We start from the raw sequence: 14,777 nt of genomic DNA, 5'->3' as shown, positions 1-14,777 counted from the left end.
AGAATTGAAAGAATGGAAGTATCTGTTGATAAACCCAACAAAATTCAGAATTCATCATTCGGAATTAAATAAAAAAAAGGAGTTACACTCTTGAGGTATTATGAAACACTCTTCATTGTGCATCCAAACTACGAACAGGATCGTCTGAATTCGGTTATTAAGATGGTGAAAGGCCATATTGCCGATATTGGCGGACATGTTCTGGCTGTGGATGATTGGGGAAAACGCAGACTGGCGTATCCCATCGAAAAACAGAAATCAGGAAATTACGTTCTGATTTATTTTGATGCCGAACCTTCGGCCGTGGTTGAATTGCAAACCTGGTTTGAACTTCAGGCACAAATCCTCGCCCAGCTGATTGTGCGGCTGGATGAAAAACCGGCCGGTGTCCCGTCCCATCATGAAGATAACGATGAAGTTAAGGACGAGATAACAGATGATGGATCCGATGAGGATTATGACGAGGAAGAAGAAATAGAAGTAGAAGACGATTCGGAAGAAACGTCTGAAGAAGCTGTAAAAGAAACGGTGTAAACCGCTTCAGATAGCAAAGGAGTAAAGTGAAATGGCTTTCATTTCAAGAAAAAAGGTCTGCAAATTCTGTGAAAACAAGAAGTTAAGCATTGATTATAAAGACTATAAGACACTTCGCCGTTTTATCACAGAGCAGGGAAAAATTATTCCCCGGCGTGTAACGGGGACATGTGCAAAACATCAGCGTGAACTCGTGACGGCAATCAAGCGGGCCCGGAATATTGCCCTCCTGCCTTATTCTTATGACGTAACGCAAAACTGAGGGAGATATCCGTTATGAAAATTATACTGAAAGAAAATGTGGAGAATGTCGGCGTTGCCGGGGATGTTGTGACGGTAAAGGACGGATATGCCCGGAACTTTCTCATTCCCAAAGGACTGGCTGTGCAGGCAACCCGCTCCAATATGAAAATAGCCAAAGAGCTGAAAAAAATTGAGGAACGGAAAAAGACTGCGGCTGTAGATAAAGCCCGCCGTCTGGCTGAAAAGCTGAAAAATATCTCGCTGACCACATCCGTCGCAGCCGGCGAAGATGACAAAATTTTCGGTTCCGTCACCTCCCAGACTATAGCTGAGCTTCTGGCTGAAAAAGGCTACGACGTGGATAAACGGCATATCGTCCTGAATGAACCCATCAAAGCCCTGGGTGTGTATGATATTCCCATTAAACTCCACAGCGATGTGACCGCCGAAGTCAAACTCTGGGTGGTGAAAGAATAATCGGGATGTGAACGCCTCCGGGCGCACAGCCTTTTTTCAATACATAAAGGGTGCTGTCCGTTTTTGGCAGGACCTTTTTTGTTGAGGATATTTTTTAACGGGAATAACTTTATCCATGATAGTACCCGTCTGCGAAATCGCTTTTCCGGTGGATGTGATGCAAACCTTCACATACCGGATTCCGGACCGGTTCAAAGACCGGTTGAAGCCCGGATGCCGGGTGATTGCCCCCTTCGGCAGACGGCATCAGCCCGGATACTGCGTCAGCGTGTCCGAATCGGATTTGTCCGCCCTGCCGAAAGGACTCAGATTCTTATCTGAAATCCGGGATGAGAAACCCCTTTTCATTCCGGAACAAATACAGCTTTTTCAATGGATGGCCTTTTATTACATGGCAGCGCCGGGACTGGTATTTAAGGCGGCCCATCCCTCCGAGGCCGGATTCAAAAAAGAGATTCGCTATTTTCCCGCACCGGGTATGAAGGATCACCCGGAAATTCAATTGTTGAATATTCCTCCGGACGGCCTGTCTGATTCCGCCCTGAAGAAGATGGCACCGGAGGAGCAGAAGAATATACAATTTCTCCTGAAGCGCCGGATGCTGGTGGTTGATAATGTTTTTTCCGTGGAACGTTCCACCCGGAGTGTGAAGGCCATTCGCCTGAAAGATGTGTTTGCCAAAGGGGAACACCCTTCCCATGTAAAAATCCTGGCGGCACTGAAAAGCCGGGCTATCCCTGAAGCCACCCTGTCCGACCTGATGCGGGAAACCGGTGTAAGTCGCTCCGTTTTCCAAACCCTCGAAAAAAAAGGCGTGGTGGAAAGCTTTGATCAGGAAATTCCCTCCGATCCCTTTTCCGGAGCCTATGTGCCCAAAAGCCGGAATATTATCCTTACGGACGAACAGATTCAGGTCATTGAAGAGATAACGGCACACTTTAATCGTTTTTATCCGGTATTGCTCCACGGTGTGACCGGCAGCGGCAAGACGGAGGTTTACATTCATCTGGCCAGTGAAGCCCTGAAACGGGGGAAGCAGGCCCTGATTCTGGTTCCCGAAATTGCCATTACTCCCCATGTGGCCGGTCGTTTCCGGAGTGTCTTCGGAAAAAAAGTGGCCATCTGGCACAGCCGCATGAGTGCCGGGGAAAGGATCTGGACCTGGCAGAGCATCCGGCGGGGGGATATCCAGGTGGTGGTGGGTGCCCGCAGTGCCCTTTTTTCTCCCTTTCCACGTCCAGGTCTGATTGTGGTGGATGAGGAACACGACGCCTCCTTCAAACAACAGGAACAGAGTCCGGGCTATCACGGAAGAGATGCAGCCATTTATTACGCCCGTCTTCTCAGGATTCCCGTAATCCTGGGATCTGCCACACCTTCCGTGGAAAGCTGGTACCTGGCACAGAGGGGGAAATATCACCTTCTCACTCTCAAAGAACGCTTCGGCAGCGCAGGATATCCCCGGGTGGATGTGATTGACCTCCGCACCAAAAATCCCGGCGAAAGCCTTTTTACACAAGAAATGCTGGAAGCTCTCCGGGATTGCCTGAAGCGGGGGGAACAGGCCATTGTACTCCATAACCGACGGGGCTTTCATACTTTTGTCCGTTGTGAATATTGCGGACAACCGGTGGAGTGCCCCCATTGCTCTGTTTCCATGACCTGGCACAAACCCTGGCAAAAACTGGTCTGTCACTACTGTGACCATCAGGAACCCATTCCTGCCGAGTGTCCCTCCTGCGGCAAAGCTTCCCTCCGGGTCGCCGGAAGCGGTACCCAGCGGATTGAGGATGAGCTGATCAAACGCATCAAAGATGCCCGGGTGATCCGTATGGATCTGGATTCCACCCGGAGCCGCCACTCCCACGTGAAAATCCTCAATACTTTTGAAAACCGGAATTTTGATATTCTGCTGGGGACCCAGATGGTTTCCAAGGGACTCGATTTCAGCAATGTGACCCTGGTATGTATTGTGAATGCCGATACGGGACTGGGTATTCCCGATTTCCGCAGTGCAGAGCGGGTCTGGCAGCTGGTAGCTCAGGTATCGGGCCGTAGCGGACGGGGAGCCCTGCCCGGACGGGTGATTATCCAGACCTGGCAACCGGAACATCCTGCCGTGAATCTGGCAGCCCGGCTGGATGTCCATGCCTTTTATCAACAGGAACTGGAACGACGGAAAAACCTCCTTTATCCACCTTTCAGCCGGCTGATTCTGATCCGGGTGACGGGGAAAGACCGGGACAGGGTCATGAGTGCCGTGAAACAACTGGCGGATATCTGTAAACAACAGATGCCGCCTGAACAGGTCCTGGGCCCTTCATCCGCGCCGGTGGAGAAAGTAAAGGAATTATACCGCTGGCAAATCCTCCTGAAATTTAATCGGAACGGGGACGAGCTGTTGAACCGGATGAAAACCATCATGATTCGCATTCTTCAGGACCGGCGAAACCGTATGTACGGACTGAAAATTACCATGAATGTCGACCCTGTGAGTATGAACTGATGAGGTGTTTTTATTTAAAATGGATACTGTGGATTGCGCTTTTCATGCCGCACATGCTGTCGGGGAATATCCTGGCGGAAAAGGATTTTACCATCCAATATGAGCCCAAAGACCGGAAAACAGCGGAGTTTATTGCCGAACGGGCCGAAATTTTTCGCCTGGAAATCCGGAACAAGCTGGGACTCGAAATGATGCCTTTTCAAATTATCCTCACGGCACGTGAGAAAGAGTTCAAAGAAGCCTCCGGTAAAGATTTTCCCCATTGGGGTGTGGCTGCCGCCCTGTACCGGGGACGAAAAATCCTTTTGAAGAGTCCGCGCTTCAGCCGCCAGAGCTTTCCCGAACTGTCCGCCACCCTTCACCATGAAATGATCCACCTGGCCCTGGAACCCATCGACCGACTCACTTATTTGCCCCGGTGGCTCAATGAAGGCCTGGCTCAGCATGAGGCGGGACAGTTTGAATGGCATCAAAAAGTTTTACTGGGACAGGCAGCTCTCTACGGTAAATTTATGGACCTGCACAAAATCGACGATGTGCTCAAATTTGAACAGAACCGGGCCAATCTGGCTTATGCCCAGAGTGTGTCCGCCGTCCAATACCTGATAGAGGAACACGGCTATGAAAGCATCGGGGAATTGCTGATCCTTTTGCAGGAGGGGGTGGACTGGAGCCGGGCTTTCGAGATTGTTTACGGCTACGAACCCCGCTATTACAGCACCAATTGGGAACTCTGGGCTACAAAACGGTATAAAGCGTATGCGCTGGTGGATTTGCACACCCTTTTGTGGGGTATTTTGCCGATATTGCTGCTTTTTGGCTGGCTGCAAATGCGAAGGCGCAATGCACGTATTCAGGATACCTGGCAGGCGGAAGAAATTCAGAAAAATCCGGACTTTCCTCCCCATGAAGATAAAAAGGATGTAAATTTTCATGATGCGTAAAACATTGGTTTTCATAATTCTTCTCGGAGGATTGACACGGTCCCTTTCGGCTCAGGTGGTGCCTGAGGCGGATATCCTTGCCTCGCCGGAATACTGGGGCATTGCCCGCTCCGGCGGCGCCTTAAAGGATCTGCCCGACCAGGTCTGGATTAATCCCTCTCTCATACCCGGCACTTTCAAATACTCCCTTTCCGCCAACCTGGCCCTCATGCCCGCGGATATCCGGGTGTCCCAGCTTACCGGCCGCTATCAGATCAAAAAGCATGTCTTCAGCGGCGGCATCAATTACGAAAATTACGGCGATTTTGAACGTCTGGATACGGAAGGCTACAGTAGCGGCAATTTCAGCGCCGGACGGACTCAGTACTTCAGCGCCTGGAGTTACCTGCTCTCTTCACGGCTGCAGGTGGGGGCCTCTTTCCGCTATGTGTCGGAAAATATTGCTTCAAGCCGGGAAAATTTCAGCGTGCTTACCTACGGGCTGACCATTATCCCCGTTGCGGATAAAACCCGGGTGAGCCTGGCCTATACAGATTATCCGGAACCGATGGAGGATGAAATCCGCATCTCCCTGAGCCATCCCCTCCTTTATCTGCCCCTCACTATGAATCTGGATTACCGCACCCGGGGAGATCATGACATTGAAAATCTCACCCTGGGAGGATATTTCCGAAGCGGCTCACCCCTGGAATTTCTGGCCGGACTCGATTTTCGGCGGGGAGGATTGCAAAGTAACAGCTTGGGACAGGATTACATTGCCGGATTGGCCATGGGGGGACGCTACCGCTATAATAAGGTAACCCTGCAATTCTCTTTTTTCAGTTATGGAGGATTGGGAACCGTCAGCACATTCGGAGTGAATTATTACCATGGATCGTAAGGGACGCTTTATCACCTTTGAAGGAGTGGATGGCTGCGGAAAAAGCACCCAGGTGCGTCATACGGCCGAGATGTTCCGGAAAAAAGGCTTTGAAGTCCTGGAAATCCGGGATCCGGGCTCGACAGCGGTGGGTGAAGCGGCCCGGGAAATCCTCCTGAATCCCCGGTATGCCGAAATGGATGCCACGACGGAAATTCTCCTTTTTGCCGTAGCCCGGAGCCAGCTGGTGGCTGAGGAAGTCCTTCCTGCCCTGGAAGCAGGGAAAATCGTCCTGTCAGATCGGTTTTACGACTCCACCACTGCCTACCAGGGTTACGGCCGGCAGCTTGACCTGGAAATGGTGCTTCAACTCAATGCCATCGGCGCCCATGATCTTGTCCCCGACCTGACTTTCATCTTTGACATATCCCTTGAAACTTCCGCCGAACGCATGGCCTTCATCGGAAAATCACCGGACCGGATGGAAAATGAAAAACGGGCTTTTCATCAGCGAGTCCGTCAGGGTTTTCTGGAAATCGCCCGCCGCGAACCGGATCGCTGTTATGTGTTGGATGGCCATGAACCGGAAACAGATATCCGGGAGAAAATCCGCCGGGAACTTCAAAGACGTAAATTTCTCTGATACCTTTTCAATTTTAAAAATGTGATTTATTTAAGATGTAAAAGCTTTCCCGATTCCCGTGTATTTGAGGATAAAAAAGTATAAATGTAAATGCCGGATGCCTGGTGGTCGAAGTCAAGGGGGATTGATACCGCCTGGCCTGCCGGAACCTGGAGGAATGAGCTGAAAATTTCCCGTCCCGCCAGATCTATAATCCGTATCTGTCCTTTCCGGGGAAAGGGGAGGGGAGAAAGGTGCAGGGTGGTTTGCCCGTTAAAAGGATTGGGGTGGGCAGAAGTCGAACTCCGGGCCTTCTTTTCAGGCAGGATGGATACCTGTGTGGAGTCCTTCCAAAACCATGTGAGGATATCATCAATCTGTCCGCGCCAGTTTCCCCAGGAATGGCTTTCCGGAACCTCCATGTATGTGTACTCGTATCCCTTGTTTTCGAAAATTTCTTTCATGTGCAGGGCCCCGCTCTGCATGTCGTGAATTGTGCCTGTGGACATCCAGATCTTTAAAGGGCGAAGAGGATAATCCGAATAGAGATTGTAGATTACCGGATTGTACCAGAATGCGGGGGATTGGATGGCCAGCAAATGAAAAGTTTCCGGTTTCACGGCACCGGTGTAGGCGGAACAAATCCCGCCCATGGATGTCCCCAAAAGGCACCGGGAATCCGGATCAGTTTGTGTTTTATATGTGGAATCAATGTAGGGTACCAGCTCATCCGCTAAAAAATCGGCAAAAGCTGCGTTCATGTTATATTCGCTCATACGGCGGTTTATACCGCCGCCCGGTGTGACCGGACTGATAAAGACGGCGATGAGGGGCTTGATTTTCCGGTCGTGAATCAGATTATCCAGAACCGTGGGAACGCTGCCCATAAGACTGTTGGCATATTCGTGTCCGTCTGTGATATACAAAACAGGCAAGTGGGACAAGGTTTCATAGTCCGCCGGGGTGTAAACCCGGTAGTGAAGACTGTAGGCCAGGGCGTTGCTGTAAATGGGAATGTTGTCTGAAAGAGTTCCTTTTCGCGTATCCTCCCGGGCTAACACCTCCATGGGAAATTCATAATCCGGCATGCGAAGCACGGAATTGTACCCATATCCGCCCATTTGACGGAAGGGATTCGCAGGATCCAGAATCCAGGTGCTTCCATTCAGAACAATTTTATAATCCAGGCGGGCATTGGAAGGAAAAGTTTTTTCCAGGATCCAGATATTGCCGTTTAATTTCTGCACGGTGGCATTGAATGCGTCGTCCGACCAGCTGTTGAAATCGCCGTACCAGGCTACGGAAGATGCCGATCCGCGATAAAGAAATATAACGGAATCCGCCATTTTAAAGGGAATCTGCCGCTGTTCTTTTAATTGGAGCCACAGGGTATCCAACGCCGCATTTCGTTCCGTAGCTGTCTGAATGGACGTGATTTTAAAGAGGGAATCCCTGAATGCGTTGCAGGATTCGAAGGATACTGCCCGGAGGACAGAGAATAAAAGCAGGGTTAAGAGCAAATATTTTTTCATCACCTTATTTCATGTATATCATTTTTAAAGTGGTTGTGTGTCCGTGACGGGTTTGGATTTTACCGATGTAAAGGCCTGTCCCGGCCGTGTGTCCCCGGTTGTCCCGGCCGTCCCAGACCAGGGAGTGATAACCGGCATGGAAGGAGAGGGGACCAATGCTCCGGATTTGGGCGCCGCGGATATTGAAGATTATCAGGGTAACTTCGTCGGCTTCCGGTAGGGCCAGGGGGATGGATGTGACGGGATTGAAGGGGTTGGGATAGTTGGGACCTGCGCTGAAGGTGACGGGCAAAAGATCTTCAGGATCCAGGGCGTTGAAGGCGGAACTGTCCATGGTGAAATGACGGATTCCCGATGAGAGACTGGTATCCTGTCCGTCTGTAACCCAGACCTGCCAGGTGATGGAAAGATCAGGGGCAAAACCCAGATCGGCAGGAAAAACCCGCAGAAGAGTGTCCGGCGTGTGGAGCAGAGTATCCATCAGATGAAGGCCGTTGTACTGACTCAATCCCACCAGATAAAGAAGCGTGTCCGGATCCGGATCAAATGAGGCACTCCAGAGGAGAATCACCGAGCTGCTGTCCCGGTTGATGTAATTATCCGGCGGATCCAGGAGGGTGACGGAAACCGGGGTGTTGTTTCCCGTAATCGATATGACAATCATACCTTCATCGGTGTATTTCCCGTCCGATACGGTGTAAAACAGGGTATCGGAAACACCCGGATATGCCGGAGCTTTGTAAATTATCTTTTCGCCGGTGGAATCGGTCTTGTAGCTTCCATGGAGGTTGTTCCCGTATACCGCTCCCGGTGTCAGGCTGTCCCCGTCCGGATCCCAGGTTGTGGCCAGGAGATCCACGGTGAGAGAGTCGTTTTTCTGCACCTCGTAGCTGTCTATCCAGGCATGAGGTGCATAGTCCTGATGAGGATTGAAAAAGGGCAGAAGACGGATCAGGTTCCACAAAAGATGATGGCGGTCCGCCGGGCGGGTCAGGGAGGCGAAATGAAAGGACATATATGCCAGGGTATCCGGCACGAGAAGCATTGAACTGTAAGTATCCCGTTCGCTCCAGGATCCTAAAGAAACCACACCCGGTGCTGCTTCAACCACATCCTGGTCACCATAGACATCGTAAGTATGTTCCATTTCATCCGGAAGAGAGTATAGTGCCCGCATGAAATCACGGCCCTCCGGCGTCAGGGTCACCGCTCCGCCTTTATCAATAATCCAATTGCTAATGTGAAGCACATCCCGGCCGAAATGATCCTCGTAATGTTCATAGGCCAGCTCACCGCCTTCAATCAGCAGGGGACCGCCCCAGTCCAGGTAATTTTCCAGGGCTGTTTGCAGGGTGGTGCTTACAGGCTGCTGATCGGCGCCGTGGGAGTATATCACGCCATTGTAGGTGGAGAGGAGGGAGGGATTGATATCGGCGCTGCTTTTTACCGAAACAGAGAGCCCGGCATCCCGGAGGATATCTGCCATGAGGAAGGCGGAATTTGCAGAAACCCCATCCCTCCAGGGAATGATGTCGTTTTTATCTTTATAGCGTTTGGCTGAATCGTCATTAATCACAAGGTAGCCGCTCCGGAGGGACATGGGGATATTGGCGTAGGGGGAATCTTCGGTATTGAACACCAGTCGGACCGGTACGTATCCCGGCAGGGTCAGGTGCAATGTGTAGGTGTAATGGGGGAGTAAAACCTGCAGGTTGGAATCGGGTGCGTTGCTGCAGAATCCTTCGGCGTAGAGAGAATCACTGGTGCCGATGTACACCTGGTACCGGGCTTCCAGCGGCATGCCGTAAATATCGTAAACCCGGGCGGTCCAAAGTCGGCGGGGACTCTCTTTCAGCACCAGGGCAAGGGAATCGGCCGGCCAGCGGGGAATGATAAGGGTGTCGGATTTTTCGTATCCGAAAGCCCGGATCCGGAGATTCAGCGGTTCCATGAGTACGGGGTTCGGTGATGCAAAGTGTCCCGAATCGTCAGTAAAAAAAGTGTAGGTGCGGTAATTATCTCCCTGAAAGCGGAGTTCCGCACCGGAAATGGGTTTGCCGGCTGTATTCGTCACCGCCCCGGAGAAGAGGGTAAAAAGGGAAACAATGGGGAATGTCCGGTAATGTGTATTATAACCCGGCGCCGTGAGGGCAGCGGACAGGGGCTCAGGAATATCGCTCTCTACTCTCAGGGTGTCGTTTCCACCTTCATAATGAAGCCCATCCTGAGAATACCAAGTCTGGACAGCCGTATTTGCAGCTGATCCTGTCAGGGTAAAGGGAATCCTCAGCAGAAGGGAATCCGCCACACCATACCGGGAGTACAAATGCAGTTCCGGTGCCGTAAAATCCTGACCTCCGGTGATGATCAGCGTTTCCCGTTTGAGAGGATAACGGGCCGCCGGATCCCGGGCAAGCAGAGTAAGTGAGGGACCGTAGGGAACACAGAGGGGCAATATGGCAAGGCCGTTCTGGTCCGTCATTACCGTATCCGAGCTGTATCCCGGGGACAGTGCCCGGATTTCCATGTTTTCCAGGGGATTGCCATCCGTATCCAGGACCGTTACGGACAGAGTATCTGTCGTTTGGATGGCCAGGGTATCCTTATCCGTGATCAGTTGAGACGGTTCAATCACCGTGATAATTTTTTCATAGGGGATATATCCCGGAGCTGTGACCGTGAGGTGGAGATTCTCCAGACTGTTTAACGGCGGAAAGGTGAGGGTGCTCAGTCCCCAGTCGTCGGTATAAGCTGCGGCGATAAGGGAATCCCCCCGGGAGAGTCCCACCAAAGCATTGGGGACCCCGTTTACATCCACCTGAAAATTCACGGTACCCCAGGCGATACAATTCTCGGAAAATACGTCAAGGGGTTCTGATTCGCCGAAGCGGAGGGTCATGGATGGATCGCCGAAAAGGGTGTAGATTTCCCAATAATAGCGGGAAAAAGAAGAAGCGGATTGGCTGACGGCCAGATTGCCTGTGTAGATAAGGGCGGAAGGATTATCCAGATCCGTCCGTGTAAAGGGGATGTCAAACATACCGGTACCGGTCTCTTCCGGCGTGGGGGTCCGACCGTCCGGCCCGATCGTATAGAGTCCCACTGCCCACCACAGGTCTTCATCCCAGTAGGTGTCGTTGGTGGCGCCGATAGCGGCGGATGCACCCCGGTTTTCCAGGCGGACCCAGGTTTCGCTGAAGCTGTTGTTGATGGCAAAGTTGGAGGTCTGGCAGCCGTTGGTGATGAGCAGGGGTGCGGTATTCCAGGACTGCATATCGTAAAGCTCAAGGGTACTTACGGCCGGATCCTGCCAGGATGTGGCAGACCCGTGGCCGGTATAGTAAATCAGGCTGAATCCTGTATTGAGTCGGTTCCGGACGGCTGTTGTAAATTCTCCTGCCCGGCTGGACAGAAAAGTATAGGTGTTAAAACCCGCCGTCTCGTTCAAGTAGTGATCACGGGCATAATTCACCGCCGGATAGCCGTACATTTCCGCCCAGTTGGCATCCCAGCCGGCGATGAGCATCACGTTATTCAGATGGCCGGGATCATCATAGGTGTAGGTATCAACCCACAGTATTTTTTCGATAAGTCGGGACAGCTCCGTGGCGGAGCGGACCGGCAGTCGGCCGGCATAGAGATCAGGCAGGTAATCCCCTTCCGTCACCGTCACATAGGGCAGATCGGTAAAATGGTCGTTTTTTTCCCCTTTAAAAACGGGGATATAATCTTCATCACCCACCAGCAGGAGGAAGGAAGGGGCGAAGTGCCCTGCCGGCGGATTGAGATACCGGTCGTGAATGGCCTGGCGGATGCTTGCTGTATCCGGATTTTCCAGGCTTTCCAAAATAAGCACATCTACCTGAAAGCCCCGGCGCGTTTTCCAGGTGATGAAAGGCTCCAGGGCCGGTTCGAAGGCTGAGGGGGTGACAATCAGATATTCCGGGGGGGATTGAATAAGAGATGGAGGATTGTCGCTGGTAGCGGGAAGCGGCGCCGTGAGTTTGGAAAAGAAGGGAGAGGGTGGCGGAGTGTAGACTCCCTTGCCGGGGGATTCGGACAGGGTCAACGAAAGGGATTTTCGCAGGTCCAGGCTGCCGTTTTTGGGATCATAATTTACGGGAAAAACATCCAGCCGGTAAATCCGTTCCTGCCGCAGGATGCCCAGATCGGTCAGCCGCACCGCCGGGAAACGGGTCTTTTGGCTGTACGCCCGGATGTCGGGATTTTGAAACAGGAGTTTTACGTCCGGCCGTTTGGGACGAGAGGGCTGGACCGGCCAGATTTTGTCCGGCAGGGTATACCGGCTTAAGAACAGGCGGGTATGTGACGAATCGTCCAGACTCACACTTAGAAAGCGGTCTGCCGGAACCCGTATCAGACGACGGATGACGGGGAGTTCGGGGTGTCCCTCTTCCCGTGTGGTGTATTCACCTTCAATCCGAATTTGGGTATAGCTTTCTCCGTCCGGTGCGGATACAGACTCCAGGCGAAGCCGGGGAATGTGAATCTCCAATTGAAGCCGTCCCGGTGCTGTTCTCCGGGCTTGTACAGGAATCTCTCCTTCCGCCGGCGAAAGAAACACCGGCGCAGGAAAAAGTCCTGCCACCATCGCAAAAACCATCAAAACCGCCATGGAGGTTTTTTTTACACAGGATTTGGTCATTTACATAATTTCCGAAGATTTTTCTGTCTAAACAACAACTCATGCCTTCGGACATGTGATGAGGAACAATCCCGGTTCCACCCAACCCGGGACTGAAGTCCTTGGTTGAGTTGTGTGCCACCCATTAGGATTGTCGAATATACGTATTAATGAATAATATTGTAATTCCTGGTGAATTTTTTTATTCTTTTGTACATGCGGGGTAAAAATGCCGTACAGAGATATTTTCTATCACATTGTGATAATCACCAAGTACCGTGAAAAACGACTGAATCAACCACGGTTAATGGCTTTAATACAACACATACGTACATATGCATCAACAAAAGGCATTCAAATACATGCCATAAACGGATATCAGGATCATCTGCACATTTTTGCTACGATTCCTGTCTACATAGCCGTATCAGATGCCATAAAAGCTATCAAGGGAGAATCATCCCGATGGATCAACAAGAACAAACTTTTTGAAGCTCCTTTTCGTTGGCAACCGGGCTACTACATTGCAACAATCTGTCCACACCACAAAAAAACGGTTATCCGATACATCCTTCACCAAAAAGAACACCACTCCCTTACACCACCCTAACCCGGGACTCCAGTCCCGGGCAGCTCGAAGGCAGGAACACACCCAACCCGGGACTTCAGTCCCGGAGCAGCGCAGAGGCGGCGCCCCCAACCCGGGACTTCAGTCCAGGAGAGTCCCAACCACTCCCGGCAGTCCCTGCTGAATGAAACTTCTTTTCTTTCGCTGAAACATGTAAATTCTTTTCATGAAACCAACTCAAGCTCCCGAACTCCTCCTCCCGGCCGGCGACCCGGAAAAGCTCCGGGTAGCTCTGGCCTTTGGAGCCGATGCGGTCTATGCCGGAGTTCCGAAGTATTCCTTGCGGACCCGGGAAATCGGATTCCGCCGGGAGAACCTGCGGGAAGCTGTGGAATACACCCACAGATTGAGCAAAAAAATCTACCTGGTAATGAATATCTACGCCCACAACCTGAAGGTGGACGGTTTTCTGAAAGAGCTGGACTATGTAGCAGCGTGGCAACCCGACGGACTCATTATGAGCGATCCGGGACTCATTGCCCTGGCCCTGAAACGCTATCCCCAAATTTCCATCCACCTGAGCACCCAGGCCAATACCACCAACTGGACCACTGTCCGTTTCTGGCGGGATTTGGGAATCCGGCGCATTATCCTCTCCCGGGAACTCCACCTGAATGAAATTGCCCACATGCACCAAAAAGTACCGGATGTTGAACTGGAAGCCTTTGTCCACGGCGCTATCTGCATTGCCTATTCCGGTCGCTGCCTGATTTCCAACTACCTGAACCACCGGGATGCCAATCAGGGGACATGCACCAACAGCTGCCGCTGGGAATATAAACTGGCCTGGGAAAAAGGCTCCATCCTTGAGGTGGAAAATTCCCAATCCCCTTATACCTATGAATCTAACACCCGGCTTCCGGATGGTTTTACCCTGTCCGAACCCAAACGCCACAACGAAAAAATGCCGATTTTTGAGGATGAATTCGGAACCTATCTCATGAATTCCCGGGATCTCTGCGCGATTGAACTCCTCCCCGATCTGGTGAAAGCGGGTGTGATGAGTTTCAAGGTGGAAGGGCGGACCAAATCCGCCTGGTATGCCGCCATGACGGCCAGGAGTTACCGGCGGGCTATTGACGATATGACGGCAGGCAGATCCTTCAATCCGGAACACCTCCGGGACCTCATGACACTCAGCTCCCGGACCTACACCACCGGTTTCTACACCCGGAATCCCAGGCAGTACGGAGAGAATTTTGAGGATGGCTACTCCGTCGGCTTTCTCTATCAGGTGACGGGCATTCTGAAAGAATATGACGACACATCCTCCATGGGAATCTTTGAAGTTAAAAACCGGATGAAAACCGGATCAATCCTGGAGCTTGTCACGCCCGAAGAAACCATCCCCTTCACCCTGAAGGTCATGGAAAATCTGAAAGGGGAAAAACTGGAGACAGCCCACGGCGGCGCCGGGAATGTCCGGATTCTTTTGCCGAAAAATCCCGGCGATTATGCTTTCCTCCGGCAGAAAACAGAGTGAATCTGTAACGGGGATCTTCTTCAACCCATTAACTGACAGAAAATTTTAAGGAGAATTCCATGAAATATATACATCTGGGTCAACGTGGCCCCAAAGTCTTCGTCATTGATTTCGGCGCATGGGCTTGGTTGGGTGTGTAAGAAAGTGACGCGTGACAGTTGACCAATCCTGCCGACTGATGACTGCCGACTTAATAGTGACGCGTGACGCGTGACGAGTGGCCCAATGACCATCCCTGAATAGTGTTGACAGAAATTACTCTCAATTAACTCATATTAAAGATAGAACAGACAGGACCATCAGG

General features: G+C 51.6%; 11 protein-coding genes. 9 read left to right on the top strand and 2 right to left on the bottom strand.

The window, feature by feature from the left end; translation table 11 throughout:
- Positions 1 to 90: 90 nt before the first annotated feature.
- The 7 genes from rpsF to tmk all read left to right on the top strand — a co-directional run bounded on the left by rpsF (position 91) and on the right by tmk (position 6,206).
- The gene (rpsF, locus tag J7K63_05165) at positions 91 to 534 is read left to right on the top strand and encodes a 30S ribosomal protein S6 (protein MCD6234407.1); all 444 of its coding nucleotides are present in this window, start codon (positions 91 to 93) and stop codon (positions 532 to 534) included.
- A gap of 31 nt (positions 535 to 565) precedes the next feature.
- Positions 566 to 796, top strand: coding sequence for a 30S ribosomal protein S18 (locus J7K63_05160; GenBank protein ID MCD6234406.1), 231 nt, complete (start codon positions 566 to 568; stop codon positions 794 to 796).
- A gap of 14 nt (positions 797 to 810) precedes the next feature.
- Positions 811 to 1,254, top strand: a complete 444-nt coding sequence (rplI, locus tag J7K63_05155; protein ID MCD6234405.1) for a 50S ribosomal protein L9 — start codon at positions 811 to 813, stop codon at positions 1,252 to 1,254.
- 115 nt (positions 1,255 to 1,369) lie between these two features.
- Positions 1,370 to 3,760 (top strand): primosomal protein N', encoded by a 2,391-nt coding sequence (gene priA, locus J7K63_05150; protein ID MCD6234404.1) that lies wholly within the window; start codon positions 1,370 to 1,372, stop codon positions 3,758 to 3,760.
- Between the two features lie 44 nt (positions 3,761 to 3,804).
- On the top strand, positions 3,805 to 4,704 hold the full coding sequence (locus J7K63_05145; GenBank protein ID MCD6234403.1) for a hypothetical protein: 900 nt from the start codon (positions 3,805 to 3,807) through the stop codon (positions 4,702 to 4,704).
- Entirely contained in the window at positions 4,694 to 5,584 is an 891-nt protein-coding gene (locus J7K63_05140) for a hypothetical protein (protein ID MCD6234402.1), read from the top strand. The genes J7K63_05145 and J7K63_05140 overlap by 11 nt, the downstream gene beginning before the upstream one ends.
- Positions 5,574 to 6,206 carry a dTMP kinase gene (gene tmk / locus J7K63_05135; protein ID MCD6234401.1) on the top strand — a complete coding sequence of 211 codons (633 nt, stop codon included), beginning with the start codon at positions 5,574 to 5,576 and terminating at the stop codon, positions 6,204 to 6,206. Before J7K63_05140 ends, tmk begins: the two co-directional genes overlap by 11 nt.
- 26 nt (positions 6,207 to 6,232) lie before the next feature.
- Here the strand turns inward: tmk and J7K63_05130 are convergent, their stop codons facing one another.
- A complete protein-coding gene (locus J7K63_05130) occupies positions 6,233 to 7,717 on the bottom strand; it encodes a T9SS type A sorting domain-containing protein (GenBank protein ID MCD6234400.1) in 1,485 nt (494 codons plus the stop codon).
- 4 nt (positions 7,718 to 7,721) lie between these two features.
- Positions 7,722 to 12,383, bottom strand: coding sequence for a hypothetical protein (locus J7K63_05125; GenBank protein ID MCD6234399.1), 4,662 nt, complete (start codon positions 12,381 to 12,383; stop codon positions 7,722 to 7,724).
- Between the two features lie 208 nt (positions 12,384 to 12,591).
- Between J7K63_05125 and tnpA the strand changes: the two genes are divergently transcribed.
- Positions 12,592 to 12,972 carry an IS200/IS605 family transposase gene (gene tnpA / locus J7K63_05120; protein ID MCD6234398.1) on the top strand — a complete coding sequence of 127 codons (381 nt, stop codon included), beginning with the start codon at positions 12,592 to 12,594 and terminating at the stop codon, positions 12,970 to 12,972.
- 184 nt (positions 12,973 to 13,156) lie between these two features.
- Positions 13,157 to 14,473 (top strand): U32 family peptidase C-terminal domain-containing protein, encoded by a 1,317-nt coding sequence (locus J7K63_05115; protein ID MCD6234397.1) that lies wholly within the window; start codon positions 13,157 to 13,159, stop codon positions 14,471 to 14,473.
- Positions 14,474 to 14,777: the final 304 nt, after the last annotated feature.

This window comes from Candidatus Neomarinimicrobiota bacterium, assembly GCA_021157965.1.
Taxonomy (GTDB): domain Bacteria; phylum Fidelibacterota; class Fidelibacteria; order Fidelibacterales; family Fidelibacteraceae; genus Fidelibacter.
The sequence above is the reverse complement of the archived record's forward strand: the minus strand, read 5'-3'. Positions and strand labels throughout refer to the sequence as shown.

Excerpts from the sequence above, each read along its gene's own strand:
- J7K63_05160 (MCD6234406.1), top strand. The coding sequence starts at position 566 with ATGGCTTTCATTTCAAGAAAAAAGGTCTGCAAATTCTGTGAAAACAAG.
- rplI (MCD6234405.1), top strand. The coding sequence starts at position 811 with ATGAAAATTATACTGAAAGAAAATGTGGAGAATGTCGGCGTTGCCGGG.
- priA (MCD6234404.1), top strand. The coding sequence starts at position 1,370 with ATGATAGTACCCGTCTGCGAAATCGCTTTTCCGGTGGATGTGATGCAA.
- J7K63_05145 (MCD6234403.1), top strand. The coding sequence starts at position 3,805 with ATGCCGCACATGCTGTCGGGGAATATCCTGGCGGAAAAGGATTTTACC.
- J7K63_05140 (MCD6234402.1), top strand. The coding sequence starts at position 4,694 with ATGATGCGTAAAACATTGGTTTTCATAATTCTTCTCGGAGGATTGACA.
- tmk (MCD6234401.1), top strand. The coding sequence starts at position 5,574 with ATGGATCGTAAGGGACGCTTTATCACCTTTGAAGGAGTGGATGGCTGC.
- J7K63_05130 (MCD6234400.1), bottom strand. The coding sequence starts at position 7,717 with ATGAAAAAATATTTGCTCTTAACCCTGCTTTTATTCTCTGTCCTCCGG.
- J7K63_05125 (MCD6234399.1), bottom strand. The coding sequence starts at position 12,383 with ATGACCAAATCCTGTGTAAAAAAAACCTCCATGGCGGTTTTGATGGTT.
- tnpA (MCD6234398.1), top strand. The coding sequence starts at position 12,592 with ATGCCGTACAGAGATATTTTCTATCACATTGTGATAATCACCAAGTAC.
- J7K63_05115 (MCD6234397.1), top strand. The coding sequence starts at position 13,157 with ATGAAACCAACTCAAGCTCCCGAACTCCTCCTCCCGGCCGGCGACCCG.